This window comes from Pseudomonas sp. S2_A05 (genome assembly GCF_054668485.1).
The window spans coordinates 369,997-394,025 of sequence record NZ_CP162775.1 but is presented as its reverse complement, the minus strand read 5'-3'; the positions used below and the strand labels follow the sequence as shown (position 1 = coordinate 394,025).

29 protein-coding genes are annotated in these 24,029 nt (G+C 60.6%); 18 read left to right on the top strand and 11 right to left on the bottom strand.

Annotation, left to right across the window (positions count from 1 at the left end):
* The first annotated feature begins 358 nt into the window (after positions 1 to 358).
* The 6 genes from phhA (at position 359) to AB4O12_RS01845 (ending at position 4,839) form a co-directional block, all read left to right on the top strand.
* Positions 359 to 1,150, top strand: coding sequence for a phenylalanine 4-monooxygenase (phhA, locus tag AB4O12_RS01870; RefSeq protein WP_041478990.1), 792 nt, complete (start codon positions 359 to 361; stop codon positions 1,148 to 1,150).
* 115 nt (positions 1,151 to 1,265) lie between these two features.
* Entirely contained in the window at positions 1,266 to 1,622 is a 357-nt protein-coding gene (locus tag AB4O12_RS01865) for a 4a-hydroxytetrahydrobiopterin dehydratase (protein WP_460060228.1), read from the top strand.
* Positions 1,622 to 2,815 carry an amino acid aminotransferase gene (locus tag AB4O12_RS01860; RefSeq protein ID WP_460062368.1) on the top strand — a complete coding sequence of 398 codons (1,194 nt, stop codon included), beginning with the start codon at positions 1,622 to 1,624 and terminating at the stop codon, positions 2,813 to 2,815. The genes AB4O12_RS01865 and AB4O12_RS01860 overlap by 1 nt, the downstream gene beginning before the upstream one ends.
* Positions 2,816 to 3,154: 339 nt before the next feature.
* Entirely contained in the window at positions 3,155 to 3,286 is a 132-nt protein-coding gene (locus AB4O12_RS01855; protein ID WP_016771117.1) for a hypothetical protein, read from the top strand.
* A 70-nt stretch (positions 3,287 to 3,356) separates the two neighbouring features.
* Positions 3,357 to 3,539: a hypothetical protein gene (locus AB4O12_RS01850; protein ID WP_039761215.1), complete on the top strand. Its 183-nt coding sequence runs from the start codon at positions 3,357 to 3,359 to the stop codon at positions 3,537 to 3,539.
* 112 nt (positions 3,540 to 3,651) lie between these two features.
* Positions 3,652 to 4,839 (top strand): MFS transporter, encoded by a 1,188-nt coding sequence (locus AB4O12_RS01845; protein WP_460062365.1) that lies wholly within the window; start codon positions 3,652 to 3,654, stop codon positions 4,837 to 4,839.
* Here the strand turns inward: AB4O12_RS01845 and arfB are convergent.
* Positions 4,836 to 5,249, bottom strand: coding sequence for an alternative ribosome rescue aminoacyl-tRNA hydrolase ArfB (gene arfB / locus AB4O12_RS01840; protein WP_016771119.1), 414 nt, complete (start codon positions 5,247 to 5,249; stop codon positions 4,836 to 4,838). The genes AB4O12_RS01845 and arfB overlap by 4 nt on opposite strands.
* A 92-nt stretch (positions 5,250 to 5,341) precedes the next feature.
* Here arfB and AB4O12_RS01835 point away from each other — a divergent pair, with 92 nt between their 5' ends.
* Complete coding sequence (locus AB4O12_RS01835; protein ID WP_460060226.1) at positions 5,342 to 5,467, top strand: hypothetical protein; 126 nt, start codon at positions 5,342 to 5,344, stop codon at positions 5,465 to 5,467.
* A 4-nt stretch (positions 5,468 to 5,471) separates the two neighbouring features.
* On the opposite strand, the gene AB4O12_RS01830 is transcribed toward AB4O12_RS01835, so the two are convergent.
* Positions 5,472 to 6,884 carry an amino acid permease gene (locus AB4O12_RS01830; protein ID WP_076566544.1) on the bottom strand — a complete coding sequence of 471 codons (1,413 nt, stop codon included), beginning with the start codon at positions 6,882 to 6,884 and terminating at the stop codon, positions 5,472 to 5,474.
* A gap of 891 nt (positions 6,885 to 7,775) precedes the next feature.
* Here AB4O12_RS01830 and AB4O12_RS01825 point away from each other — a divergent pair.
* Both AB4O12_RS01825 and AB4O12_RS01820 read left to right on the top strand, forming a co-directional pair.
* Positions 7,776 to 7,913: a hypothetical protein gene (locus tag AB4O12_RS01825; protein ID WP_003222780.1), complete on the top strand. Its 138-nt coding sequence runs from the start codon at positions 7,776 to 7,778 to the stop codon at positions 7,911 to 7,913.
* Positions 7,914 to 7,984: 71 nt separating this feature from the next.
* Positions 7,985 to 8,950, top strand: a complete 966-nt coding sequence (locus tag AB4O12_RS01820; RefSeq protein WP_056783740.1) for a M29 family metallopeptidase — start codon at positions 7,985 to 7,987, stop codon at positions 8,948 to 8,950.
* A gap of 196 nt (positions 8,951 to 9,146) precedes the next feature.
* Here AB4O12_RS01820 and rluB read toward each other — a convergent pair whose 3' ends face one another.
* The 6 genes from rluB to AB4O12_RS01790 form a co-directional block, all read right to left on the bottom strand.
* Positions 9,147 to 10,367: a 23S rRNA pseudouridine(2605) synthase RluB gene (rluB, locus tag AB4O12_RS01815; RefSeq protein ID WP_041478987.1), complete on the bottom strand. Its 1,221-nt coding sequence runs from the start codon at positions 10,365 to 10,367 to the stop codon at positions 9,147 to 9,149.
* Positions 10,368 to 10,509: 142 nt separating this feature from the next.
* Positions 10,510 to 10,701: a DUF1289 domain-containing protein gene (locus AB4O12_RS01810; protein WP_016771121.1), complete on the bottom strand. Its 192-nt coding sequence runs from the start codon at positions 10,699 to 10,701 to the stop codon at positions 10,510 to 10,512.
* 143 nt (positions 10,702 to 10,844) lie between these two features.
* Positions 10,845 to 11,810, bottom strand: a complete 966-nt coding sequence (scpB, locus tag AB4O12_RS01805; protein WP_056783735.1) for an SMC-Scp complex subunit ScpB — start codon at positions 11,808 to 11,810, stop codon at positions 10,845 to 10,847.
* Between the two features lie 11 nt (positions 11,811 to 11,821).
* Positions 11,822 to 12,520: a segregation and condensation protein A gene (locus AB4O12_RS01800; RefSeq protein ID WP_460062363.1), complete on the bottom strand. Its 699-nt coding sequence runs from the start codon at positions 12,518 to 12,520 to the stop codon at positions 11,822 to 11,824.
* Between the two features lie 123 nt (positions 12,521 to 12,643).
* Entirely contained in the window at positions 12,644 to 13,273 is a 630-nt protein-coding gene (locus AB4O12_RS01795; RefSeq protein ID WP_460060223.1) for an L-threonylcarbamoyladenylate synthase, read from the bottom strand.
* 13 nt (positions 13,274 to 13,286) lie between these two features.
* The gene (locus AB4O12_RS01790) at positions 13,287 to 14,150 is read right to left on the bottom strand and encodes a PHP domain-containing protein (RefSeq protein ID WP_039761090.1); all 864 of its coding nucleotides are present in this window, start codon (positions 14,148 to 14,150) and stop codon (positions 13,287 to 13,289) included.
* Between the two features lie 87 nt (positions 14,151 to 14,237).
* Between AB4O12_RS01790 and AB4O12_RS01785 the strand changes: the two genes are divergently transcribed.
* The 6 genes from AB4O12_RS01785 (at position 14,238) to AB4O12_RS01760 (ending at position 18,568) form a co-directional block, all read left to right on the top strand.
* On the top strand, positions 14,238 to 14,834 hold the full coding sequence (locus AB4O12_RS01785) for a septation protein A (RefSeq protein WP_024012071.1): 597 nt from the start codon (positions 14,238 to 14,240) through the stop codon (positions 14,832 to 14,834).
* A gap of 1 nt (position 14,835) precedes the next feature.
* Positions 14,836 to 15,135 (top strand): YciI family protein, encoded by a 300-nt coding sequence (locus AB4O12_RS01780; protein ID WP_016771127.1) that lies wholly within the window; start codon positions 14,836 to 14,838, stop codon positions 15,133 to 15,135.
* 108 nt (positions 15,136 to 15,243) lie between these two features.
* Positions 15,244 to 15,654 carry a translation initiation factor 2 gene (locus AB4O12_RS01775; protein WP_016771128.1) on the top strand — a complete coding sequence of 137 codons (411 nt, stop codon included), beginning with the start codon at positions 15,244 to 15,246 and terminating at the stop codon, positions 15,652 to 15,654.
* A gap of 7 nt (positions 15,655 to 15,661) precedes the next feature.
* Entirely contained in the window at positions 15,662 to 16,339 is a 678-nt protein-coding gene (locus tag AB4O12_RS01770) for a response regulator transcription factor (RefSeq protein ID WP_016771129.1), read from the top strand.
* A gap of 259 nt (positions 16,340 to 16,598) precedes the next feature.
* Positions 16,599 to 17,051 (top strand): Spy/CpxP family protein refolding chaperone, encoded by a 453-nt coding sequence (locus AB4O12_RS01765; RefSeq protein ID WP_310214903.1) that lies wholly within the window; start codon positions 16,599 to 16,601, stop codon positions 17,049 to 17,051.
* A gap of 176 nt (positions 17,052 to 17,227) precedes the next feature.
* Positions 17,228 to 18,568, top strand: coding sequence for a sensor histidine kinase (locus AB4O12_RS01760; RefSeq protein WP_460060222.1), 1,341 nt, complete (start codon positions 17,228 to 17,230; stop codon positions 18,566 to 18,568).
* Positions 18,569 to 18,783: 215 nt separating this feature from the next.
* On the opposite strand, the gene AB4O12_RS01755 is transcribed toward AB4O12_RS01760, so the two are convergent.
* A complete protein-coding gene (locus tag AB4O12_RS01755; RefSeq protein ID WP_056783730.1) occupies positions 18,784 to 19,350 on the bottom strand; it encodes a nitroreductase family protein in 567 nt (188 codons plus the stop codon).
* A gap of 121 nt (positions 19,351 to 19,471) precedes the next feature.
* Here AB4O12_RS01755 and AB4O12_RS01750 point away from each other — a divergent pair, with 121 nt between their 5' ends.
* Positions 19,472 to 20,926, top strand: a complete 1,455-nt coding sequence (locus AB4O12_RS01750; RefSeq protein ID WP_024012066.1) for a TrkH family potassium uptake protein — start codon at positions 19,472 to 19,474, stop codon at positions 20,924 to 20,926.
* On the opposite strand, the gene AB4O12_RS01745 is transcribed toward AB4O12_RS01750, so the two are convergent.
* On the bottom strand, positions 20,883 to 21,944 hold the full coding sequence (locus tag AB4O12_RS01745; protein ID WP_202947690.1) for an AraC family transcriptional regulator: 1,062 nt from the start codon (positions 21,942 to 21,944) through the stop codon (positions 20,883 to 20,885). The two genes, AB4O12_RS01750 and AB4O12_RS01745, sit on opposite strands and share 44 nt — an antisense overlap.
* Positions 21,945 to 22,109: 165 nt before the next feature.
* Here AB4O12_RS01745 and AB4O12_RS01740 point away from each other — a divergent pair, with 165 nt between their 5' ends.
* A complete protein-coding gene (locus tag AB4O12_RS01740) occupies positions 22,110 to 22,421 on the top strand; it encodes an Mpo1-like protein (RefSeq protein ID WP_056783725.1) in 312 nt (103 codons plus the stop codon).
* Positions 22,422 to 22,435: 14 nt separating this feature from the next.
* Positions 22,436 to 23,026 carry an HD domain-containing protein gene (locus AB4O12_RS01735; RefSeq protein WP_252887487.1) on the top strand — a complete coding sequence of 197 codons (591 nt, stop codon included), beginning with the start codon at positions 22,436 to 22,438 and terminating at the stop codon, positions 23,024 to 23,026.
* A 110-nt stretch (positions 23,027 to 23,136) separates the two neighbouring features.
* On the opposite strand, the gene AB4O12_RS01730 is transcribed toward AB4O12_RS01735, so the two are convergent.
* A complete protein-coding gene (locus AB4O12_RS01730; protein ID WP_460060221.1) occupies positions 23,137 to 23,952 on the bottom strand; it encodes a UDP-2,3-diacylglucosamine diphosphatase in 816 nt (271 codons plus the stop codon).
* Between the last annotated feature and the right edge of the window lie 77 nt (positions 23,953 to 24,029).

Sequence of the window (24,029 nt, the reverse complement as noted above, 5' to 3'; positions counted from 1 at the left end):
TGTCCTTGTGGGAGCGAGCCTGCTCGCGAAGGCGCCAGCACATCCAGTATCGATGTGTCAGACAGACCGCTTTCGCGAGCAGGCTCGCTCCCACAGGGTTCTGTGGCGCGCCCGGGGCAGATGTTTCTGTCGAGGCACGCAGATAGTTGTCAAGATTATGTGACAGCCCCAACCCTTTTCAAACCCGCCAATCACCGTAAATGCGCATTACCCGACAAAGCGTAACGATAACTTTACGAAATGCGCAGAATTTTCCTACGCACACACCGGTCAACATGCTGCACGCCCTGTCACTCTCGGGTATTCCTTTAGCCATCGCTGGACATAACAAAAACGAATTTCCTAGCAGGAGAGCAGCATGAAGCAGACGCAATACGTGGCTCGCGAGCCCGATGCGCAAGGTTTTATCGACTACCCCGCCGAAGAACATGCGGTGTGGAACACGCTGATCACTCGCCAGTTGAAGGTGATTGAAGGTCGTGCGTGCCAGGAATATCTGGACGGTATCGAAAAACTCGGTCTGCCCCACGACCGCATCCCGCAACTGGCCGAGATCAACAAAGTCCTCGGCGAAACCACCGGCTGGCAGGTTGCAAGGGTGCCGGCGCTGATTCCCTTCCAGACGTTTTTCGAGTTGCTTGCCAGCAAGCAATTCCCCGTCGCCACCTTCATACGTACCCGCGAAGAACTCGACTATCTGCAAGAGCCCGACATCTTTCACGAGATCTTCGGCCACTGCCCGCTACTGACCAACCCCTACTTCGCTGAATTCACCCACACCTATGGCAAGCTCGGCCTGCAGGCGACCAAGGAAGAGCGCGTGTATCTGGCCCGGTTGTACTGGATGACCATCGAATTCGGTCTGGTCGACACCCCGCACGGCAAGCGCATCTACGGCGGCGGGATTCTGTCCTCGCCGAAAGAAACCGTTTACTGCCTGTCGGACGAGCCTGAGCATCAGCTCTTCGATCCGCTGGAAGCCATGCGCACGCCGTATCGCATCGACATTCTGCAACCGCTGTACTTCGTCCTGCCCAATCTCAAGCGCCTGTTCGACGTGGCCCATGAAGACATCATGGCCATGGTTCGTCAGGGCATGCAGCTGGGCTTGCACGCGCCGAAATTTCCGCCGAAACCCAAAGCCGCCTGAACCGCGACTTTTGCTGACAATTGCGTCTGTCCGTCGCCGCCACTTTGCTTTAGCGTGACGGCATTGGCGGCACACGCGCTTTAATAAAAAACACACTCGTTTTCAGGAATCCACCATGTCGACTTTGAACCAAGCCCACTGCGAAGCCTGCCGCGCCGATGCGCCACAAGTCAGCGACGAAGAGCTGCCGATCCTGATCAAGCAGATCCCTGACTGGAACATCGAAGTACGCGACGGCATCATGCAGTTGGAGAAAGTTTTCCTGTTCAAGAACTTCAAACACGCTCTGGCGTTCACCAACGCCGTGGGCGAGATCTCCGAGGCCGAAGGTCACCACCCGGGCCTGCTGACCGAGTGGGGCAAAGTCACCGTGACCTGGTGGAGCCACTCGATCAAAGGCCTGCACCGCAACGACTTCATCATGGCCGCGCGCACTGACGAAGTAGCGAAGACCGCAGGAGGACGCAAGTGATGCACTTCGACGCCATCGGCCGGGTTCCCGGCGACCCGATTCTCGGTTTGATGGAGGCCTATGCGCAGGATGCCAATCCGCGCAAGTTCGACCTCGGCGTTGGCGTCTACAAGGATGCCCAGGGCCTGACGCCGATTCCCGAAGCGGTGAAAATCGCCGAAGCGCGACTGGTCGAAAGCCAGGACACCAAAACCTACATCGGTGGCCACGGCAACCCGCTGTTCGGCAAGGTCATCAATGAGCTGGTGCTCGGTGCCGACTCACAACTGATCATGGAACAACGCGCCGGCGCCACCCAGACCCCGGGCGGCACCGGCGCCCTGCGTCTGGCTGCCGACTTCATCGCGCAATGCCTGCCGGGCAAAGGCGTGTGGTTGAGCAACCCGACCTGGCCGATCCACGAAACCATTTTCGCCGCCGCCAAGGTCAAGGTCAGCCACTACCCCTATGTGGGCAGTGACAATCGCCTCGACGTCGAAGCGATGCTCGCCGTGCTCAAGGAAGTGCCGAAGGGCGACGTGGTGCTGCTGCATGCGTGCTGCCACAACCCGACCGGTTTCGACCTGAGCCATGACGACTGGAAGCGCGTGCTTGAAGTGGTGCGCAGCCGCGATCTGCTGCCGCTGATCGACTTTGCTTATCAGGGTTTTGGCGATGGCCTGGAGCAGGACGCGTGGTCGACCCGGTTGTTCGCGGCGCAAGTGCCGGAGCTGCTGATCACCAGTTCCTGCTCGAAGAACTTCGGCCTGTATCGCGACCGCACCGGGGCACTGATCGTCTGCGCGACCAGCGCCGACAAGCTCATCGACATCCGCAGCCAACTGGCCAACATCGCCCGCAATCTGTGGTCGACGCCGCCGGATCACGGCGCGGCGGTGGTCGCGACCATCCTCGCCGATCCAGAGCTGAAAGCGCGCTGGGCCGATGAAGTGGAAGCGATGCGTCTGCGGATCGCCCAGCTGCGCAGCGGTCTGGTCGAAGCGCTGGAACCCCACGGTTTGCGCGAGCGTTTCGCACACATCGGTGTGCAACGCGGGATGTTCTCCTACACCGGCCTGTCGCCGGAACAGGTGAAAACCCTGCGCGAGCGGCACAGCGTGTACATGGTCAGCTCCGGCCGCGCGAACGTCGCCGGCATCGACGCCACCCGCCTCGCATCGCTCGGCGACGCCATCGCCGACGCCTGTAAATAGCCCACTATGCTCGTTCCCACGCTCCGCGTGGGAATGCCTCTTCGGACGCTCTGCGTCCGCTTTGGGACGCAGAGCGTCCCCGGCTGCATTCCCACGCGGAGCGTGGGAACGATCAAATGCAGGGTCTGGGGCCGCTTCGCAGCCCATCGGGGATAAATCCCCTCGCCACGAAAGCCCACTCCCACATTTGGTTTTTGTGGTCGCCTCCCCTCCCTGCGGCCATCTGTCGCATTAATTTGAATTAAAAGTCTGATTGTCATTTTTCCTGCTGTATCCTGCGCAGGCTTTGTAAAGCGCGGAGCACCTGATCTATCAACAGACTTAGCGAGGAGCGCACCCATGCACGAGATTCCCAATCTCCCCTTCCCAAGCCTGCACGTACCTGAGCAGACGACCCCGCAACACGCCGGCGCTGAAAAGCCCGAGCCGCAAGAAGCCGCTGACAGCCGCAAAGCCGACAGCGAAGAGTAAGACCCGCCGTACAGACCGTGTGGAAAGCGCTAACATGCGCTTTCCACACTGCCTGAAACCCGAGCCCGCCATGACCGACGAATTCTCCGAAAGCCAAGCTGCCGTGCTGATCGGCGCCACCGAGAAAATGATCGAGATCTGGAATCGCCTCTCGCCCGAGAAGCAAGCTGCCCTGCTCGAACGTTTCGGCAGCGAAGAAAACGCCCTCGCCGCCCTCGTCACCACGCAACTGGTCGCCCCGGCGAAATCCTGAAAGCGCCGCCCGGCAAATAGTTTTACTTTTCCCCGCCCCTGAACGGTTCACGCCGGTATCATGAGCAGCCTATCTAATCTGCTGCTCCCGTGGATCGTTACCCATGTCGTCTATATCCGAGCCCCAGCGTCCGCTGGCGGTTACGCTGCAAGTAGTCTCCATCGTCCTCTTCACCTTTATCGGTTACCTGAACATCGGCATCCCGCTCGCCGTGTTGCCGGGCTATGTCCACAGTGACCTTGGTTTCGGCGCCGTGATCGCCGGGCTGGTGATCAGCGTGCAATACCTCGCCACCCTGCTCAGCCGCCCGTATGCCGGCAAGATCATCGACAACCAGGGCAGTAAACGCGCAGTGATGATTGGCCTCGCTGGTTGCGGCTTGAGCGGTGTGTTCATGCTGATTTCCGCGTGGACGCCGAACCTGCCGCTGCTCAGTCTGATCAGCCTCTTAATTGGCCGTCTGGTGCTGGGCAGCGCGGAAAGCCTGGTCGGTTCCGGTTCGATTGGCTGGGGCATCGGCCGGGTCGGCGCGGCGAATACGGCGAAAGTGATTTCCTGGAACGGCATCGCCAGTTACGGCGCCCTGGCGATCGGCGCGCCGTTCGGTGTGTGGCTGGTAAGCAGCTTGGGGCTGTGGAGCATGGGCGTGAGCATCATCCTTCTCGCCCTGCTCGGTCTGGCGCTGGCATGGCCGAAGACTGCCGCGCCGATTGTCGCCGGTGAACGCCTGCCGTTCATGCATGTGCTGGGCAAAGTCTTCCCCCACGGCTGCGGGCTCGCGCTGGGTTCGATCGGCTTCGGCACCATCGCCACTTTCATCACCCTGTACTACGCGACCCAGCACTGGGACAACGCCGTGCTGTGCCTGAGCCTGTTCGGCGCCAGCTTCATCGGCGCGCGGCTGCTGTTCGGCAACCTGATCAACCGCCTCGGCGGCTTCCGCGTGGCGATTGCCTGCCTGTCGGTGGAAACGTTGGGTTTGTTGTTGCTGTGGATCGCGCCGGATGCGCATTGGGCACTGGCGGGCGCGGCGCTGAGCGGTTTCGGCTTCTCGCTGGTGTTCCCGGCGCTGGGCGTGGAGGCGGTGAATCTGGTGCCGGCCTCGAGCCGTGGCGCGGCGGTCGGTGCCTATTCACTGTTCATTGATTTGTCGCTGGGGATCACCGGGCCGCTGGCCGGGGCGATCGCAGCAGGATTCGGTTTTGCTTCGATCTTCCTGTTCGCCGCCTTCGCGGCGTTGAGCGGGCTCGGCTTGAGCGTTTACCTGTACAAACACACGGCAAAATACCGCGAGGCTTAGAAATCCACCTTGCCGCGCCCGGCCTTGATACTGCCGCGCTTGGTTTTCGACTCCAGCCGACGCTTCTTCGAGCCGAGGGTCGGCTTGGTCGGGCGGCGTTTCTTTTCCACTTTGGTGGCGCTGAGAATCAGCTCGACCAGCCGCTCCAGCGCATCGGCGCGGTTAGCTTCCTGGGTTCGGTATTGCTGCGCCTTGATGATCAGCACGCCATCGCTGGTGATACGGCTGTCACGCAGTGCCAGCAGACGTTCCTTGTAGAACTCCGGCAACGACGAGTTGGGAATGTCGAAGCGCAAGTGCATGGCGCTGGAGACCTTGTTGACATTCTGCCCACCGGCGCCTTGCGCGCGGATGGCGGTCAATTCGATCTCGGCATCCGGCAGATGCACGTTGTTGGAAATCACCAGCATGGAAAAACGTCCGTAATCAGAGCGTGCAGGATAACCCGATTCACTCAACCTCTGTGGGAGCGAGCCTGCTCGCGAAGGCGGTGTGTCAGTCGATGCAGATGTTTCTGATGGACCGCTTTCGCGAGCAGGCTCGCTCCACAGGGTTCGGTGTGATGTCAGATTTTTCCATTTCAAAACAACAAACCCGGCACTTGGCCGGGTTTGCTGTTTCTGCTTGAGCGGTTACTTGGCGATCACTGGCAGCGCCTGCTGGGCACTGCGCTTGTTCTTGATCAGGTAGCAGACCCACATGAACACCACCCACACCGGAATCGCGTATACCGATATCTGAATCCCCGGGATCAGCAGCATCACGCCGAGAATGAACACCACGAACGCCAGGCAGACGAAGTTGCCGTACGGGTACCACAGCGCCTTGAACAGCGGCGTCTGTTTAGTCCGATTCATGTGCTGGCGGAACTTGAAGTGCGAGTAGCTGATCATCGCCCAGTTGATCACCAGCGTCGCAACCACCAGCGACATCAGCAGTTCCAGCGCATGTTGCGGGATCAGATAGTTGAGCAACACGGCAACCAGCGTCACTGCCGCCGAAGCCAGAATCGAACGCACCGGCACGCCGCGCTTGTCGATCTTCGCCAGAGCTTTTGGCGCATCGCCCTGCTCGGCCATCCCCAGCAGCATACGGCTGTTGCAGTAGGTGCCGCTGTTGTACACCGACAGCGCGGCGGTCAGCACGACGAAGTTGAGGATGTGCGCGGCGGTGTTGCTGCCGAGCATCGAGAACACTTGTACGAACGGGCTGCCGCTGTAGGAATCGCCCGAGGCGTTGAGCGTTTCCAGCAGGCTGTCCCAAGGAGTCAGCGACAGCAGGATCACCAGCGCGCCGATGTAGAAAATCAGGATGCGGTAGATCACCTGGTTGATCGCTTTCGGGATCACGGTTTTCGGCTTGTCGGCTTCAGCGGCGGTGAAACCGAGCATTTCCAGACCGCCGAAAGAGAACATGATGATCGCCATGGCCATCACCAGACCGCTCACCCCATTGGGGAAGAAACCGCCGTGGGACCACAGGTTGGAGACCGAGGCTTGCGGGCCGCCATGGCCGCTGACCAGCAAGTAGCTGCCCAGGGCGATCATGCCGACGATGGCCACGACCTTGATGATCGCAAACCAGAATTCGGCCTCACCGAAGACTTTGACGTTGGCCAGGTTGATCGCGTTGATCAGCACGAAGAATGCAGCAGCGGAGACCCAGGTCGGGATGTCCGGCGCCCAGTAATGGATGTACTTGCCGACCGCTGTCAGCTCGGACATGCCCACCAGAATGTACAGAATCCAGCAGTTCCAGCCCGAGAGGAAACCGGCGAAACCGCCCCAGTATTTGTGCGCGAAGTGGCTGAAGGAACCGGCCACCGGCTCTTCGACGATCATTTCGCCGAGCTGGCGCATGATCATGAAGGCGATGAAGCCGCAAATGGCGTAGCCGAGGATCATCGACGGGCCGGCGGATTTCAGTACCCCGGCAGAACCGAGGAACAATCCGGTACCGATCGCGCCACCGAGGGCGATCAGTTGAATATGGCGATTTTTCAGGCCGCGCTTAAGCTCGCCTGATTGCGAGGGTTGTCCACTCATGAAAAGGTCTCACGCAAGGTTTGATGATGTTCAGTAGACGTTGCTGCAAGGTTGCGATTTCAGGCAGCCCCGATCAAACCCCAGCGCAGGCACCAGGAGTTCAGCTCATTTACAACGGTCATGCGTCACCTGTTTGTTTTTATCTGTGACGAAATCGAACCCGGCACGCTTGTGGCGCGGCGGAGTGAACAAGGCGGATAGCCTCGAGATTTTTGCGATTACGCAGAGGGTCACAGTTAAAACGCGGCGCATTGTACACCGCTAACCCCCTGCTGCCAGACCCGCCTGATCAGCGTGTCGGTTGCCGGGATTGCACGTGTCCGCCTCGACAGTGCCGAGCGGCTGCAAAATATGAGTCAGGCCTTTGCAGGCCATCGACGGGGACGAGGAAAAAACCGTCCCACGGGGAGAAGTGGAAATCAGTCGCGGCGTTCATTGCGCCTCCTTCTTGTTATTCGCCTGCACGACAGGCATGGGGCGCATCACACCCTGCTTGAAGGCTGGAAACAAGCGCGCCAGAGCCTTGCGCGGCAGCTGTTCTCCCGGCTTACGGAAGCTTTTCCTTACAACCGATGCGGAGGCGGGAAATCACCGCTCCCGCGGGGTCTTTTCGTCACGTTTTGTTTACAACGCGTAACGAATATTTTCCGAATCAGAAATTTCCGAAGGACGTCTGCATATTGACGGTAGCTAGCTTGCTATCAATTTCGCCTGCCTAGTTTTTTGTTTTCAAATAAGAAAACCGATCCTGAAAAACAGAACAAAAAGTCTATTTAAAAATTAAATGGATAAAATTTTGCATTACGAAAAAGCCTCAACTAGGTTTTTCACGTCTCACCGGCCACCTCGACCGGTCAGTCATAAACCGTGAAATTCTCTAGGAGATCGACCATGCAAGCACTGGAAAAAGACTTGGATACCGAACTGCAACTGGACGAATGGTTTGAAGCGCCAACCCATGAGGCTGCTGTGGAAATGATGCAAGCCGACGCGGTGGTTCCGTTCGGCACGGCGATGTGGCCTCTGTAAGACATCCCGGGCAGGCACGGTCCGGCCGGTCGTGCCTGCCGCTTCATTCCCCGGTCAGTCAGGGAGGATTCATGGACAAGCCCCGCGCCATCTCGCATTTCCTTTACTACCTCGAACATCACCCTGCCCTCGCCGGCCTCGACTCGGCGAAGGTCATGCTGGGCCACACCGCCGATTACGAAGCCCTGACCGGCGCCATTGCCGAACAGGCCGGCGAGCATCCGCGCTTTGAGTTCAGCGCCCGGCGCCTGGACCTGGAAAGCACCGCAGCGCTGTCCGAGGCAATTGCCGACAGCGATCTGTACATTTTCTTCTACGACTCTTCCACCCTGCCCAACCCGCGCCCCGACGGCCCGGAGTTCGTCCGCGCACTGCAAGCGGTGATGGCGGAAAACTGGAAGAAGTCGCTGCTGTTCAAGGATTACGGCGACTATTTCTACGACACCTTCAGCATCACCCCGCAACGCATCGCCGGACTCAACAGTCACTTGATCCAGCGCATGTCCCAGGCGACCACGCTGAGTTTCAAGGATGACCACGGCTCATGGTTCGAAACGCCGATGAGCAGCATCAAGAAGTGGACCGACATCAACGGCGTCGGCAACTTTGACCTCGCCCCCGGCGAAATCGCCACCCATAGCGAAGCCATCAATGGCCACGTGAAGTTCAAGGGCACCTTCCTCAGCACCATCCCCTTCGCGCGCAAGTACGGCGTGCTGGAATCGCCGCTGGAGCTGTGGATCGAGAACTCGACCATCAGCCGCATCGCCACCGACGTGCCGGGGCTGGAACATGATTTCAACAAGTACCTGGATGCCAACCCGTCGAACCGGCGGATTGAGGAGTTGGGGATTGGCACCAACGAAGGCGTGAAGGATCTGTATGCGCGCAATGCCGGGTTTGAGGAGCGGCATTGTGGGTTGCATCTTGGATTAGGCGGTGGCGCCAAGGGCAGTCATCACCTGGATCTGATCTTTTCGGGCGGGGTGTTGGCGCTGGATGACAAGCCGGTTTTCGATGGCCGATTTGTGTTTTAGGCGACTGACGCCTTCGCGAGCAGGCTCGCTCCCACAGGGATTTATGTTCGACGCAACTCCAATGTGGGAGCGAGCCTGCTCGCGAAGAGGCCCAATCAGACGCTACATGAGTTTCGCCAGACGAAAAAAAACGCCAACCCTAAGGTTGGCGTTTTTGCTTCAACTTGCAGCTTGCAGCTAGTAACTCACAGCTGCCTTATTCCGGCTTTTTGCGACCGAAACCCGGGCGCTGACCGGAACCAGCCGGTGCGCCGCGACGCTTGCCCGAGGGCTTGTCGCCGTCGACCAGTTTGATTCCCGGACGCTTTGGCGCCGGTTTGGCCGGGCGCTTGTTGGTGGTGTCGGCTGGACGATCCGCCACTGGCGTACCGCGACCGGCAGGAGCGCCGCGTTCGCCACGCTCAGTACGGCCATTGGCCGGACGCGGTGCGCGCTCGCCGTCACGGGCGACTGGCTTGCGACCTGGACGCTCGCCTTCGATCTGCGGCTCACGGCTCGGGCGCGGCGCGGTCGGTGCGCCGGCGGCTGGACGCAGGGTGCGTACGCGCTCGGTCTTGGCCATCGGCCGCGACGATTTGCGCTGCATGCGTTCGAGCTTGTCCTTGCTCTTGGCGTTCAGCTGCGGCATTGCCACCGGCGTCAGGCCGACTTCGGCGCTGAGGACGTCGACTTCGTACTGGCTCATTTCGCGCCAGCGACCCATCGGCAGGTCGGAGTTGAGGAACACCGGACCGAAACGCACGCGCTTCAGACGGCTGACCACCAGACCTTGGGATTCCCACAGACGACGCACTTCACGGTTGCGCCCTTCCATGACCACGCAGTGGTACCAGTGGTTGAAACCTTCACCGCCCGGCGCCTGTTGAATGTCGGTGAAACGCGCCGGACCGTCTTCCAGCACCACGCCGGCCTTCAGGCGTTCGATCATCTCGTCGTCGACTTCACCGCGTACACGCACGGCGTACTCGCGGTCCATCTCGTAGGACGGGTGCATCAGACGGTTGGCCAGCTCACCGTCAGTGGTGAACATCAGCAGACCGGTGGTGTTGATGTCGAGACGGCCGATGTTGATCCAGCGGCCTTCTTTCGGACGCGGCAGCTTGTCGAACACGGTCGGACGGCCTTCCGGGTCGTCACGGGTGCAGATTTCGCCGTCGGGCTTGTTGTACATGATCACGCGGCGCACCGATTCGGCGGCCTCTTCGCGTTTGATCACTTTGCCATCGATGGTGATGGCGTCGTGCATGTCGACGCGCAGGCCGAGGGTGGCGTCTTTGCCATTGACCTTGATCCGGCCCTGGCTGATCCAGGATTCCACGTCACGGCGCGAGCCGACGCCGATACGGGCGAGGACCTTCTGCAGCTTTTCGCCTGCTGGGCCGATTTCCTGGTCGTCTTTCTGATTGATGTCACTCATCTGGGCACCTCCCGGTGTGGTCTGTTCAGGCGGCGCCTGAAGTATTGAAAACTGGGTCCAGGCCGAAGGGATCGGCGAAGGGTCGCGAATCATACGCGGATGTGCGCCGTCGCGCATCAGAGACTAGCTGATCGATTGCCGGTTATTTCTTTTTCCGCCGACCGGCACCACCGAGTTTGATCAGGCGCAGCGCGGCTTCGGCCAGCACCGTGCGTTTGTCGTCCTTGTCGAGCTTCTTCCAGGCCTTGATCTCGCGCTTGCTGCGACCGCAACCCAGGCAGATGTCGTCGGAGAATTTGCAGAGGCTGATGCAGGGGTCTTTGGTTGAGCTCATCGCAATCTCCAGAACGACATTTCACCCTGTGGGAGCGAGCCTGCTCGCGAAGGCCCGTTGTCATTCAGCATTAATGTATCTGACACACCGCCTTCGCGAGCAGGCTCGCTCCCACAGCGTCTTCACTGGTTTCTCGATAGGCGTCAGTCTTCGAACTCGCGCCGTTCGGCTTCGATCGCCTCGGCCAGTGCGCGGGCTTCGGCTTCTTCTTCGCTGAGTTCCGGTTCAGGCTGTTCGAGGGCGGCGACAGCGGCCAGGAGCTTCTCGCGGGCCTCGGCGACACCGAGAATGTCTTCTTCCGGTTCGGCGTCAGGCGCCGCTTCAAGTTCAACTTCAGCTTCAACAACCGGCGCGATGATCTCAGGCTCAGACACCGGCGCTTCGCCATCCACCGCATCACGCAGCAAATCGTCAAAGTCGGTTTTGATGCCTTCTTCCATGCTGTCCAGCTCCAGCAGCAGGGAATGGAAACTGGTTTCTTCTTTTTCCTCCTCCGGCTCGGCGCTGGCGTCGGCCAGTTCCTGCAGACTCTGCGGCACCGGCGCGTCGTCGAAGTCGAGCACCGGTTCGGCTTCCATCTCGCGCAGCTCGGCCAGCGGCGGCAGATCTTCAAGGTTTTTCAGGTTGAAGTGGTCGAGAAACGCCTTGGTCGTGGCGAACATAGCCGGTTTGCCCGGCACGTCGCGATAGCCGACGACGCGGATCCACTCACGCTCGAGCAAGGTCTTGACGATGTTGCTGTTGACCGCCACGCCACGCACGTCTTCGATCTCGCCACGGGTGATCGGCTGGCGATAGGCGATCAGCGCGATGGTCTCCAGCAACGCACGGGAATAGCGCTGCGGGCGTTCTTCCCAGAGACGGCCGACCCACGGTGAAAACTTCTCGCGGATCTGCAAACGATAGCCCGACGAGACTTCCTTTAGTTCAAAGGCGCGACCCTCGCAGGACTTGCCGAGCAGGGTCAGGGCTTTCTTGAAGACCGCCGGCTCGGGCCGCTCGCCTTCTTCAAACAGTTCATACAGGCGCTCAAGGGATTGCGGCTTTCCCGAGGCCAACAGAAAGGCTTCAAGCAGGGACGCCAGCTCGCGGGGTTCAGTCAGGTTCATACAGGGACTCGTTATTCGGCTCGGGCTCGCACGTGGATCGCGGCGAACGGCTCATTCTGCACCAGCTCGACCAAGGACTCCTTGACCAGTTCAAGGATCGCCATGAAGGTCACCACCACACCCAGGCGGCCTTCTTCAGCGGTGAACAGCTCGACAAACGGCACGAAGCCGCCGCCCTTGAGCCGTTCCAGCACATCGCTCATGCGTTCGCGGGTGGACAGCGCTTCGCGACTGACCTGGTGGCTTTCGAACATGTCGCCACGGCGCAGCACCTCGGCCATGCACATCAGAATCTCTTCCAGCGCGACGTCGGGCAACAGCTTGCGCGCCCGCGCTTCCAGGGCGTCGAGCTTGGGCACGATCACATCGCGGCCGACCCGGCTCAACCCATCGATACCTTCGGCAGCAGCCTTGAAACGCTCGTATTCCTGCAAGCGGCGGATCAGTTCGGCGCGTGGATCGTCTTCTTCATCTTCGACGGTTTCAGCGCGCGGCAGAAGCATGCGCGACTTGATCTCGGCGAGCATCGCCGCCATCACCAGATATTCGGCAGCCAGTTCCAAGCGCACCGATTGCATCAACTCGACATAGCCCATGTACTGGCGGGTGATTTCCGCCACCGGGATGTCGAGGATATTGATGTTCTGTTTGCGGATCAGGTACAGCAGCAGGTCGAGCGGGCCTTCGAAGGCTTCAAGAAAAACTTCCAGCGCATCCGGCGGGATGTACAGGTCCAGCGGCATTTCCATGACCGCCTGACCATAGACCATCGCGAACGGCAGTTCCTGCTGGGCGCCGGCCTGGGGATCGACCACGGTTTCCACTGCGGACATTCAGGCCTCGACCATGAACGGCGTCGGATCGCCGCAACCGACGCGGACCACTTCCGGGTCGTCGCCAGTCAGGTCAATCACCGTCGAGGCTTTGATGCCGCCGAAGCCGCCGTCGATGATCAGATCGACCTGGTGCTCGAGCAACTGGCGCACTTCGTAGGGATCGGTAAGTGGGTCTTCATCGCCGGGCATGATCAGCGTCACGCTCATCAGCGGCTCGCCGAGTTCGGCCAGCAGCGCCAGCGCGATCGGATGGCTTGGCACGCGCAGGCCGATGGTGCGTTTTTTCGGATGCAGCAACAGGCGCGGCACTTCGCGGGTGGCGTTGAGAATAAAGGTGTAAGGCCCCGGCAGGTGCGCCTTGAGAATGCGGAAGGTGCCGGTGTCGATCTTGGCGTAATTGCCCAGTTGCGACAGGTCGCTGCAGATCAGCGCGAAGTTGTGCTTTTCATCGAGCTGACGCAGACGTCGCACACGCTCGATGGCGGTCTTGTCGCCGATCTGGCAACCAATGGCGTAGGACGAGTCCGTGGGATAAATCACCACCCCGCCTTTGCGGATGATCTCGACCGCCTGTTTGATCAGGCGCGCTTGCGGGTTTTCCGGATGTATCTGGAAAAATTGACTCACATTCTCTACCTGTTCAGACGGCGGCAATATCTGTGTCATGTTTGAACCGACACCACAGGGGTGGAAGGTCCTCGGGAACCGGCCGGTACTGGCCGATCTCGGACCAGCCGCCAGGGCCATGGAAGTCACTGCCGGCGCTGACCAGCAGACCGAACTCACGGGCAAGGATCGCCAGGCTGCCCACCTGTTCTGCGGGCTGATGGCCATTGACCACCTCGATAGCATGCCCGCCTGCTTGAATATAGTCGGCAATCAGCTTTCGGCGCTTGCTACGGGTGAAATCGTAGTGCCATGGATGCGCCAGGCTGACCCAGGCTCCGGCGGCGCGCAGGGTGCCGACGGTGTCTTCCAGGGTCGGCCAGTGCAGTTTGACGTCGCCGAGTTTGCCGGCGCCGAGCCATTTGCGAAATGCCTCGGCGCGATCCTTTACATAACCTTCACGCACCATCCAGTCGGCGAAATGCGGCCGGGCCGGCGCGTTGCCGCTGTCACCCAGTTCCTGCTGGATCTGCCGGGCGCCGTCGAGGGCACCGGGCATGCCCTTGAGGGCGAGCTTGCGGCTTATTTCTTCCGACCGCAGCCAGCGGCCATCGTGCAATTTGGCGATCGCTTCGACCAACGGCGCAGCGTTGACGTCGAAACCGTAGCCCAGCACATGAATGGTCGCCCCGCCCCAGGTGCAGGACAATTCGACGCCGTTGACCAGTTGCATGCCCAACTCGGTGGCCGCCGTACGCGCTTCGGCGAGGCCTTCGAGGGTGTCGTGGTCGGTCAACGCCAGGACTCGCACGCCGTTTTCGAACGCTCGCGCAACCAGAACCGCAGGCGCCAGGGCGCCGTCGGAGGCCGTGCTGTGGCAGTGCAAATCAACATTCACGGGGAGTTGTAACCTCAAATCAGCTGGCGCTATCGCGCGCCCATATGTTTGTTATTATGCCGCCACATCCAGCTTCTGGCTCTCACTGTGAAACAATTCATCGATTTCATCCCGCTTCTGCTGTTCTTCATCGTTTACAAACTTGATCCACGGGTCGTCGACATTGCCGGCCAGCAAGTGACCGTAGGCGGTATCTACAGCGCCACGGCGATGCTGATCATCAGTTCCCTGGTGGTGTACGGCGCGCTGTTCATCAAGCAGCGCAAGCTGGAAAAGAGCCAGTGGCTGACGCTGATCGCCTGTCTGGTATTCGGCAGCCTGACGCTGGCCTTCCACAGCGAAACCTTCCTGAAATGGAAAGCGCCGGTGGTCAACTGGCTGTTCGCTGCGGCGTTCATCGGTAGCCACTTCATCGGCGATCGCTTGCTGATCAAACGCATCATGGGTCACGCGCTGACCCTGCCGGACCCGGTCTGGACCCGCCTGAACATCGCCTGGATCGCGTTCTTCCTGTTCTGCGGCGCCGCCAACCTGTTCGTCGCTTTCACCTTTCAGAGCATCTGGGTCGACTTCAAGGTGTTCGGCAGCCTGGGCATGACCGTGCTGTTCCTGGTCGCACAGGGCGTCTACCTGTCGCGCCATCTGCATGACACCGATACCACAACGCCAAAAACCGAGGACTGACATGCTCTACGCCATCATTGCCACCGACGTTGCCAACTCGCTCGAAGCTCGCCTGTCCGCGCGCCCGGCGCATCTGGAACGCCTGCAAGCGCTCAAGGGCGAAGGCCGCATCGTGCTGGCCGGCCCGCACCCGGCGGTCGACAGCAATGATCCGGGTGCAGCGGGATTCACCGGCAGCCTGATCGTCGCCGAGTTCGACTCCCTCAGCGCCGCTCAGGCCTGGGCCGATGCCGACCCGTACATCGCCGCTGGCGTTTACGCCAATGTGATCGTCAAGCCGTTCAAGCAAGTCCTGCCTTAAGTCCTTCCACGCGATGAACCTTCTCGGTTCATCGCGCTCTCAATCGCTCATTATTCTCGTTTGCCTGCCGACAACCTGCCCAATATCCATTTGGAAACAGGTGTCGCGATGCGCAAGGGTCCGTTGTGTCTGATGTTGCTCACGTTGTCGATCATGGCCCCCGCCCATGGTGAGGAAACCACCGAAAGCGGCAGCTCCACGCCATTGTCATTGAGCGCCGGCAGCCAGATCACCGAGCTGCAACAGCGGCTCAAGGCCAGTGAGCAGCAGCGCGAAGAACTGAACAAACAACTGCAAAATGCCGACAACACCCGCGAAAGCGCCCAGCTCGCCCGGCTGCGCCAGGAGAACCAGCGTCTGAAGCTGCAACTCAAGGAAGCCCAGGCCAGCCCGCTGCCGCGTTTGCTGACCGATCAACAGCAGTGGTTCGTCACTGGCGCTGGAGTAGCGCTATTGGCGCTGCTCTGCGGTATCTTTGCCAGCGGTGCAAGCCGAAAACGTCGGCAATGGCTAAATTGAGTGAGTCATGAGCGAGCTGTTATTGATTGATGATGACCAGGAGTTGTGCGAACTCCTGAGTAGCTGGTTGAGCCAGGAAGGCTTCCAGGTGCGCGCCTGCCACGATGGCCAGAGCGCCCGCAAGGCGTTGGCCGAAACCGCCCCGGCGGCGGTGGTGCTCGACGTAATGCTGCCCGACGGCAGCGGTCTGGAACTGCTCAAACAACTGCGCAACGACCACGCGGACTTGCCGGTGCTGATGCTGTCAGCGCGTGGCGAACCGCTGGACCGCATCCTCGGCCTCGAGCTGGGTGCCGACGATTATCTGGCCAAACCCTGCGACCCCCGCGAACTGACCGCGCGCCTGCGTGCCGTGTTGCGCCGCAGCCACCCGGCAGCCGTTTCGACGCAGCTCGAGCTGGGCGACCTGAGTTTCAGCCCGGTGCGCGGCGTGGTCAGCATCGACGAAAAAGAACTGACCCTGACCGTCTCCGAAAGCCGCCTGCTCGAAGCCCTGCTCAAACAGCCGGGCGAGCCGCTGGACAAACAGGAACTGGCGCAACTGGCCCTCGGCCGCAAGCTGACCCTGTACGACCGCAGCCTCGACATGCACGTCAGCAACCTGCGCAAAAAAATCGGCCCCCACCCCGACGGCCGCCCACGCATCGTCGCGCTGCGTAGCCGTGGTTACTACTACAGCCTGTAAAACCATCTTGTTCCGTGTACGAGCTGCCCAAGGCGGCGATCTTCAGGCTGCAGGACGCAGAGCGTCCTCGGCTGCATTCCTACGCAGAGCGTGGGAACGATCAGATCGCAGCCTTCAGCACCTCCTGCACTGGATATGTGTAAGGCCGGGCACGAAACGTCTTTACCGAAGCTTTACGCTGCGCTGACCGCCGTTGACCTTGATCTGCGTAATCTGCACTCATCCGGAACGTACCGGGAACGAGACAAGGAGATACACCATGCGCAAGACTCTTATCGCTCTGATGTTCGCTGCCGCTCTGCCAACCGTGGCCATGGCCATGCCGCAGGATGGCGGTCCGCTGGGTGGTCCGCTGGATGGCCCGCGCCACGGCGGTCAGATGCACGGCGGCATGCACGGCAAAGGTCCGTACAGCCAGCTCGACCTGACCCGCGAACAACGCGAGCAGATTCGCAAGATCATGGGCGAGCAGATGCACGAGCGTAAGCAGGTGGTCGACAAGTACCTGGAAAAACTCTCGCCGGCCGACCAGAAAGCCATGAAGGACGAGATCGCGGCCAACCACAAGAAAGCCGAGTCCGATGTCCGCGCACTGCTTAAGCCCGAGCAACAGAAGCAGTTCGACGAAATCCAGAAGAAACGCGCCGAACGCCGCGCCGAGTGGGCCGAGTTCAAGGCCTGGAAAGCGCAGCAGGCACCAAAGGCGCAATAATGGCTTGACCCTGGGCCCGACGACTTACCTCGTCGGGCCTGTTCCATTCAAATCAAATGTGGGAGCGAGCCTGCTCGCGAAGGCGGTGTATCAGCCAGCGATGGATTGACTGACACTACGCCTTCGCGAGCAGGCTCGCTCCCACATTTGAACGGTGTAATTTTCGAGGATTTTCTGTGCGTTCACTGTTCTGGCGGATTCTTGCGAGCTTCTGGCTGGCCATCGCTCTGGTAGCCGGGCTGTCGATCCTGCTCGGGCACATGCTCAATCAGGACGCGTGGATTCTCAGCCGCCATCCCGGCCTCAACACGCTGGCCGCAGAATGGACGCAGACTTACGAAGCCCAAGGCGAGGAAGCCGCCCAGGACATCCTCGAACAACGTAAACGCCAGTATCACATCGACGTTCAAGTGCTCAACGAAACCGGCGATCCGGTGGTGCGTGGCACCTTCCCGCGCCGGGCCGCAGCATTCGAGGCGCGGCAGAACAACGACGATCGCCGCCTGCCGTGGCGGCGCCTGACCGACGAAATCACCAGCGAAAAAACCGGTGACACCTACCTGTTCATCTACCGCATCCCGCACCCGGAACTCGACGCCTGGCACCGCGAAAGTCTGCTCTGGCCACTGAGTGCGCTGGGTATTGCGCTGGTGGTGCTGACCCTGTTCAGTTTGCTCGTGACTTTCTCCATCACCCGCCCGCTCAGTCGCTTGCGCGGCGCGGTGCATGATCTGGGGCAGACGACTTATCAGCAGAACAGTCTGGCGAAACTGGCCAACCGCCGTGACGAATTCGGCGTGCTGGCCACCGATTTCAACCGCATGGGCGCGCGCCTGCAAAGCCTCATCGGCAGTCAGCGCCAGTTGCTGCGCGATGTCTCCCACGAACTGCGCTCACCACTGGCGCGCCTGCGCATCGCGTTGGCTTTGGCCGAGCGTGCCAACCCGCAAGAGCGCGAGAAATTGTGGCCACGCCTGACCCGCGAATGCGATCGGCTGGAGGCGTTGATCAGTGAAATTCTGGTGCTGGCGCGAGTCGATGCCGACAACGCCAGCGCTGAAGAAGTGGACCTGAATGCGTTGCTCGCCACGCTGCAAAAGGATGCGCAGCTCAGCTCCCCCGAGCAGACCGTGCGCCTGCAAGCTGAGTCACAACTGAATCTCAAAGGCTGGCCGACGATGATCGAGCGCGCCGTGGATAATCTGCTGCGCAACGCCCAGCGCTTCAACCCGAGCGATCAGCCGATCGAATTGCAGGCTGCGCGGCAGGGAGAGCGGATTGTCATCAGCGTGCGCGACCATGGGCCGGGGGTACAGGCGGAACATCTGAGCCAGTTGGCTGAACCGTTTTATCGCGCGCCGGGGCAGACCGCTGCCGGGCATGGCCTGGGGCTGGCGATCGCCAAACGCGCGGCAGAACGGCATGGCGGCACGCTGACGCTGGCCAATCATCCGCAGGGCGGCTTTGTGGCGAGTCTGGAATTGCCGCTGGTACCGGGAGTCGTGGTCCAGCCCTGAAAAAGCCCCTCACCCCAACCCTCTCCCGGAGGGAGAGGGGGCCGAGCGAGTTGTCTGCCGTTGTGCATCGACCTTATGGATTCGCAGAAACCAGACGTCCGGTATCCCGACGCTGGATTCAGCGAAGGACGCTCAGGTCGGTGTAATTCCAAAGCATCCCCCAATCAGTCCCCTCTTCCTCTGGGAGAGGGTTAGGGTGAGGGGCTTTTTGATCTTCAGACCTTACCTGGCCAGGCGCTGACGAACTCAGCCAGATCAACCTTCTCCGCCACGCGCGGCTCTTTCTGCGGCGTGCCGAGATAGAGGAACGCGATCACCTCCTCGCCTTCCACCAGCCCCAGGCCTTCGGCCACATGCTTGGAGTACGCCAGATCCCCGGTGCGCCACACCGCGCCAATCCCCTGCGCATACGCCGCGAGCAAAATCCCGTGGGCCGCACAGCCGGCCGTGAGCAGTTGCTCGGCCTTCGGGTATTTCACGTGTTCCTGCAATTTCGCGATGACCACAACCACCAGCGGCGCGCGCAGTGGGCCGTTGCGCGCCTTGTCGATCATCGCGTCGGTGACTTCACCGCCCTGCTGGCGGGCCGCCTCGGCCAGCAACTCGCCCATTTGCTCACGCGCTGCGCCTTCGACGGTCAAAAAGCGGTACGGCTGCAAGTGCCCGTGATCCGGGGCACGCAAGGCCGCGCCGAACAGGGCTTCGCGCTGCTCGGCAGTAGGGGCCGGTTCGACCAGGCGGGGAACGGAAACACGGTTGAGCAACGCGTCGAGAGCCTGCATCGGCCACCTCCTTTGAAAAATGTGCAGCTATTCTAGCTGCAACTGCGCAACGCCTGCCGGTTTACATGCCTTGCCCCACAGGTAGAATGGCGCCCTTGTTCAATCAGCCCGAGCGGATTTCATGGCGTTGCCGACCTTACGGATCATTGGTTTTATCATCGGCATCTTCCTGATAACCCTGGCTGTGGCCATGGTCGTGCCGATGGCCACGCTGGTGATTTTCGAGCGCACCAGCGATCTGCCGTCGTTCCTCTGGGCGAGCATGATCACCTTTGTCGCCGGCCTCGCTCTGGTGATACCCGGCAGACCGGAACACATTCACCTGCGCCCGCGCGACATGTATCTGCTGACGGTCAGCAGCTGGCTGGTAGTGTGCATTTTCGCCGCGCTGCCGTTTCTGCTGACCCAGCACATCAGCTACACCGACTCGTTCTTCGAAAGCATGTCCGGCATCACCGCCACCGGTTCCACGGTGCTCAACGGCCTGGACAACATGTCGCCGGGGATTCTGATGTGGCGGTCGCTGCTGCACTGGATCGGCGGCATCGGCTTCATCGGCATGGCGGTGGCGATTCTGCCGCTGCTGCGCATCGGTGGCATGCGCCTGTTCCAGACCGAATCCTCGGACCGCTCGGAGAAGGTCATGCCGCGTTCGCACATGGTGGCGCGGTTGATTGTGGCGGCCTACGTCGGCATCACCATTCTCGGCAGCCTGGCGTTCTGGTGGGCCGGGATGAGCCCGTTCGATGCGATCAACCACGCGATGTCGGCGATTTCCACCGGTGGTTTCTCGACCTCTGACCAGTCGCTGGCCAAGTGGACGCAACCGGCAGTTCATTGGGTGGCGATTGTCATCATGATCCTCGGCAGCCTGCCGTTCACCCTGTACGTGGCGACGCTGCGCGGTAACCGCCGTGCGTTGATCAGGGATCAACAGGTGCAGGGTTTGCTGGCGATGTTGCTGGTGACCTGGCTGGTGCTCGGCACCTGGTATTGGTGGACCACCAAGCTGCATTGGCTGGAAGCGCTGCGGCATGTGGCGCTGAACGTGACCTCGGTAGTCACTACCACCGGCTTCGCCCTCGGTGACTACAGCCTGTGGGGCAACTTCTCGCTGATGCTGTTTTTCTATCTGGGCTTTGTCGGCGGCTGCTCAGGTTCGACGGCGGGCGGGATCAAGATTTTCCGTTTCCAGGTCGCCTACATCCTGCTCAAGGCCAACCTCAATCAGCTCATCCACCCGCGCGCGGTGATCAAACAGAAGTACAACGGTCACCGTCTCGACGAAGAAATTGTCCGTTCGATCCTGACTTTCTCGTTCTTCTTCGCCATCACCATCTGCGTGATCGCGCTGCTGCTGTCGCTGCTCGGAGTCGACTGGATGACCGCACTGACCGGTGCCGCCAGCACCGTGTCCGGCGTCGGCCCGGGTCTGGGCGAAACCATCGGCCCGGCCGGCAACTTCGCGACGTTGCCGGATGCGGCGAAGTGGATTCTGTCGTTCGGCATGCTGCTCGGCCGACTGGAGATCATTACGGTGTTTGTGCTGTGTATTCCGGCGTTCTGGCGTCATTGACTGCGTCCGGCACCTGCGTCAGGCGCAAGCGGTATTCGCCGGGTGTGGTGTCGAACCAGCGGCGAAAAGCGCGGAAGAAGTTGCTCGGGTCGGCAAAGCCCAGCAGGTAGGCGATTTCCAGCAAGGTCATGCTCGGTTGCGCCAGATATTGCTCAGCCAGCTCGCGCCGGGTGTCGTCGAGCAACTGCTGAAAACTGGTGCCCTCCTCCTGCAAGCGCCGCTGCAAAGTGCGCTGCGACAGGTGCAGCGTCTGCGCCACGGTGTCGCGCTTGGGTTCGCCCTGGGGCAACAAACGGCACAGCACCTGGCGTGCCCGGTGCGTCACGCGGCTCTCGGAGAACCGCGCCAGATATTCCCCGGCAAAGCGATCATGCAACAGCGCCATGGCTTCATTGGCGGTCGGCAGCGGCGCCTCCATATCGGCCCGTTCGAAGATCAACGCGTCGTATGGCGCGTTGAACACCAGCGGTGCGTGAAACGCTTCTTTATAAGGTTGCAGATTTGTCGGCTGATCGCCCTGAACCAACACTTTGACCGGGTGCAGCGGACGCCCGGTCAGCCAGCCGCACAGCGCCAACGCGCAGGCCAGTGACGCTTCGGCACTCTGCCGGGTCGGCGGCAGATGATCGCCGTGCACGGTGAGAATCAGCGCGTAACCTTCGTCGAGCAGGCGAAAGCTCAGGTCAGCGCTTTCGGCAATGATGCGTTGATAGCGCACCAGACGCTGGAAGCCTTCAGCCAGGGTATTGCTCGACATCAGCGCATAGCCGGCGACATGAAACGAGGCCGGGCGCACCACTTTGCCCATGTTCAGGCCGATCGCCGGGTTGCCGGACACCTCGACCGCGCGCTGCCAGAGCCGGGTCATGGAGTCTTGCGGGAAGCGTGCATCCGGATCTTCAAGGGCGCTGAAATCCAGCCCCAGTTGCCTGAACAGAACCCGGCAATCCAGGCCGTCCATCTCCAGTGCTTTGACAATCCCCATCGCCCAGCTTGCAGAAGTCGTTCGTTCGCTCATGGTTGTTATTCTTTTACATGACGGGCTGCAGATAACCGCCCTATTTGCGAAGGATACTAAAGTGGCGCCGATTGTCACTGGCCCACGCCAATGATCACTCTAGACTCAAATAAGCTCCCCGCCGAACAACTTGTCGCCAGAACAATCACCACAGAGAGCGCGGTCGTGGAAAACATCAAGCGGTTCAACAGCTTCGCCGAGTTCTACCCCTATTACCTCGCCGAGCACAGCAACAGCACCTGCCGTCGTCTGCATTTCATCGGCACTTCTCTGGTCATCTTCATTCTCGCCCTGAGCATCGCCAAGAGCGCCTGGTTGTTGTTGCTGGCATTGCCTGTGGCCGGTTACAGCTTTGCCTGGATCGGCCATTTCTTTTTCGAGAAAAACCGCCCGGCGACGTTCCAGCATCCGCTGTACAGCCTGCTCGGCGATTTCGTCATGTACCGCGACATGATTCTCGGTCGCGTGGCGTTCTGAATGAGGGTCTGCCCATGAATGCCCATGCTCGCTTCACCCATATGAAGGATGGCACCGAGGAAGACTGGGCGATCATCGCCGCCGACTTCAGTGCCTATGCCAGACAACTGCCGTCGAGGATCCTTGCGCACCTGAAACTGCTTGAGGGCGACTTTGGCGGTTTCCCCGTGGATCGCCTGACCCACTCGTTGCAAACCGCGACCCGCGCCTTTCGCGACGGGCGTGACGAGGAGTACGTGGTTTGCGCGCTGTTGCACGACATTGGCGACACCCTCGGTTCCTACAATCATCCGGACATCGCCGCAGCGATTCTCAAGCCGTTCGTGAATGCGGAAAACCTGTGGATGGTGGAAAAGCACGGCATTTTTCAGGGCTATTACTTCTTTCATCACCTGGGCATGGATCGGCACTTGCGCGAGCAGTTCAAGGACCATCCGCAGTTCCAGGCCACGGCCGAATTCTGCGCCAAATACGACGCCGCGGCTTTTGACCCGGCGTATGACACGCTGCCGCTGAGTTTCTTCGAGCCGATGATGGAAAGGCTGTTTGCGCAGCCGAAGAACTCGATCTACCAGGCTGCGATGCAAGAACACAGCCCGGCCTGAGAACACATGTGGGAGCGAGCCTGCTCGCGAAAGCGCTGTATCAGGCACATAAGCTTTGTCTGACACTACGCCTTCGCGAGCAGGCTCGCTCCCACAGGGTGATCTTTGGCTCAGGCGATCTCGGCAACTTTGGCAGCTTTCAACTCCGCCTCTCGCGCCTGCGCATCCGCCAGTCGATACAACTCGATCGTGCCGTCCCAATGCTCGATCAACGCCGTGCACGACTCGACCCAATCGCCGCAGTTGAGATAGTCCACCCCACCGACCTTGCGAATTTCGGCATGGTGGATATGCCCGCAAACCACGCCATGCAGTTCGCGCTTCACACACTCGTGGGCGATGGCTTCTTCAAAGTCGCTGATGAAACTCACCGCTGTCTTGACCTTGTGTTTCAGGTACGCCGACAGCGACCAGTAACCGTAGCCATACCGGGCGCGCCAGTGATTGAGCCAGCGGTTGAGCGTCAGGGTGAATTCGTAGGCCGAGTCGCCGAGAAACGCCAGCCAGCGGTGATAGCGAGTGATCACATCGAACTGATCGCCGTGGATCACCAGCAAATGCCGGCCATCCGCGGTAACGTGCACCGCCTCGTCGACCAACTGGATATTGCCCAGAATCAGCTTCGAATAGCGCCGCAGGAATTCGTCATGGTTGCCGGTGACGTAGATCACCTCGGTGCCGCGCTTGCTCATGGTCAGCAATCGGCGGATGACGTTGGTGTGCGCTTGCGGCCAGTACATGCCGCTGCGCAGTTTCCAGCCGTCGATGATGTCACCGACCAGATAGACCTTGTCGGCGTGGTAGCCCTTGAGAAATTGCGACAAGTGCCCGGCCTGGCAATCCCGGGTGCCCAGGTGCACATCGGAGATCCACAGGGTTCGCACCCGTTGTTTGCGACTGGGTCTGGCGAGCTCGGCGCTGGTCATGGGCAACCCTCTGCGATGTTTTCGCCAGCTTGCGCGCGCCGGGTTAATTGACCGTGACAAGCGTGAGTCAGTCGTGT

Excerpts from the sequence above, each read along its gene's own strand:
- AB4O12_RS01865 (WP_460060228.1), top strand. The coding sequence starts at position 1,266 with ATGTCGACTTTGAACCAAGCCCACTGCGAAGCCTGCCGCGCCGATGCG.
- AB4O12_RS01770 (WP_016771129.1), top strand. The coding sequence starts at position 15,662 with ATGAGCGAGCTGTTATTGATTGATGATGACCAGGAGTTGTGCGAACTC.
- AB4O12_RS01835 (WP_460060226.1), top strand. The coding sequence starts at position 5,342 with ATGCAGATGTTTCTGATGGACCGCTTTCGCGAGCAGGCTCGCTCCACA.
- AB4O12_RS01860 (WP_460062368.1), top strand. The coding sequence starts at position 1,622 with ATGCACTTCGACGCCATCGGCCGGGTTCCCGGCGACCCGATTCTCGGT.
- AB4O12_RS01755 (WP_056783730.1), bottom strand. The coding sequence starts at position 19,350 with ATGCAGGCTCTCGACGCGTTGCTCAACCGTGTTTCCGTTCCCCGCCTG.
- rluB (WP_041478987.1), bottom strand. The coding sequence starts at position 10,367 with ATGAGTGACATCAATCAGAAAGACGACCAGGAAATCGGCCCAGCAGGC.
- AB4O12_RS01735 (WP_252887487.1), top strand. The coding sequence starts at position 22,436 with ATGAATGCCCATGCTCGCTTCACCCATATGAAGGATGGCACCGAGGAA.
- AB4O12_RS01810 (WP_016771121.1), bottom strand. The coding sequence starts at position 10,701 with ATGAGCTCAACCAAAGACCCCTGCATCAGCCTCTGCAAATTCTCCGAC.
- AB4O12_RS01780 (WP_016771127.1), top strand. The coding sequence starts at position 14,836 with ATGCTCTACGCCATCATTGCCACCGACGTTGCCAACTCGCTCGAAGCT.
- scpB (WP_056783735.1), bottom strand. The coding sequence starts at position 11,810 with ATGAACCTGACTGAACCCCGCGAGCTGGCGTCCCTGCTTGAAGCCTTT.
- AB4O12_RS01855 (WP_016771117.1), top strand. The coding sequence starts at position 3,155 with ATGCACGAGATTCCCAATCTCCCCTTCCCAAGCCTGCACGTACCTGAG.
- AB4O12_RS01765 (WP_310214903.1), top strand. The coding sequence starts at position 16,599 with ATGCGCAAGACTCTTATCGCTCTGATGTTCGCTGCCGCTCTGCCAACC.
- AB4O12_RS01775 (WP_016771128.1), top strand. The coding sequence starts at position 15,244 with ATGCGCAAGGGTCCGTTGTGTCTGATGTTGCTCACGTTGTCGATCATG.
- AB4O12_RS01820 (WP_056783740.1), top strand. The coding sequence starts at position 7,985 with ATGGACAAGCCCCGCGCCATCTCGCATTTCCTTTACTACCTCGAACAT.
- phhA (WP_041478990.1), top strand. The coding sequence starts at position 359 with ATGAAGCAGACGCAATACGTGGCTCGCGAGCCCGATGCGCAAGGTTTT.
- AB4O12_RS01830 (WP_076566544.1), bottom strand. The coding sequence starts at position 6,884 with ATGAGTGGACAACCCTCGCAATCAGGCGAGCTTAAGCGCGGCCTGAAA.
- AB4O12_RS01745 (WP_202947690.1), bottom strand. The coding sequence starts at position 21,944 with ATGAGCGAACGAACGACTTCTGCAAGCTGGGCGATGGGGATTGTCAAA.
- AB4O12_RS01850 (WP_039761215.1), top strand. The coding sequence starts at position 3,357 with ATGACCGACGAATTCTCCGAAAGCCAAGCTGCCGTGCTGATCGGCGCC.
- AB4O12_RS01730 (WP_460060221.1), bottom strand. The coding sequence starts at position 23,952 with ATGACCAGCGCCGAGCTCGCCAGACCCAGTCGCAAACAACGGGTGCGA.
- AB4O12_RS01750 (WP_024012066.1), top strand. The coding sequence starts at position 19,472 with ATGGCGTTGCCGACCTTACGGATCATTGGTTTTATCATCGGCATCTTC.
- arfB (WP_016771119.1), bottom strand. The coding sequence starts at position 5,249 with ATGCTGGTGATTTCCAACAACGTGCATCTGCCGGATGCCGAGATCGAA.
- AB4O12_RS01825 (WP_003222780.1), top strand. The coding sequence starts at position 7,776 with ATGCAAGCACTGGAAAAAGACTTGGATACCGAACTGCAACTGGACGAA.